At 66.6% G+C, this 458-nt stretch carries 1 protein-coding gene; it reads right to left on the bottom strand.

Annotation, left to right across the window (positions count from 1 at the left end):
• A partial coding sequence (locus tag ACYYG1_RS17330) for a helix-turn-helix domain-containing protein (RefSeq protein ID WP_461211587.1) occupies window positions 1-458 on the bottom strand: 458 nt, incomplete at both ends.

Genomic DNA, 458 nt, shown 5'->3' with positions numbered 1-458 from the left:
GTGCCCACGAAGAACGTGTCCACGGCCACCAGGTCGCCCGTGTGGCGCGTCTCGATGTGCCGGTCACGGAATTCCGGGCTGAAGCGCTCCAGGGCCCGGATCTGGTCGTCGCTGAGTTTGATGTCCCGGCCGCGCACCGACTGCTCCAGCCGCAAAAGCCGCTCGTGGCGCGTGAGCAGGCTGTGACGGCTCCAGACGCCCCGGACGCCGCCCGAACTGACCTGCACCCCGCGGAGTACGAGCTGCTGCGCAACCCGCAAGGCCCCGTGCGTGGGAAATTCCAGGCTGTAGGCCATGATCGCCGCTTCCACCTCTTCGCCCACACGATTGGGATGCGACCCCCTGGGGCCGGGCAGCCGATCCAGCAGCCCTTGCGACCCATGCGTCTGGAAGTTGCGTCTGATCTCGTAGAACTGTTGCCGCGAATAGCCCATCACCTGGCAGGCTCGGCTCACATT

It is taken from the genome of Desulfocurvus sp. DL1XJH-121 (genome assembly GCF_054819825.1).
This window is presented reverse-complemented; position numbering and strand designations above follow the sequence as displayed.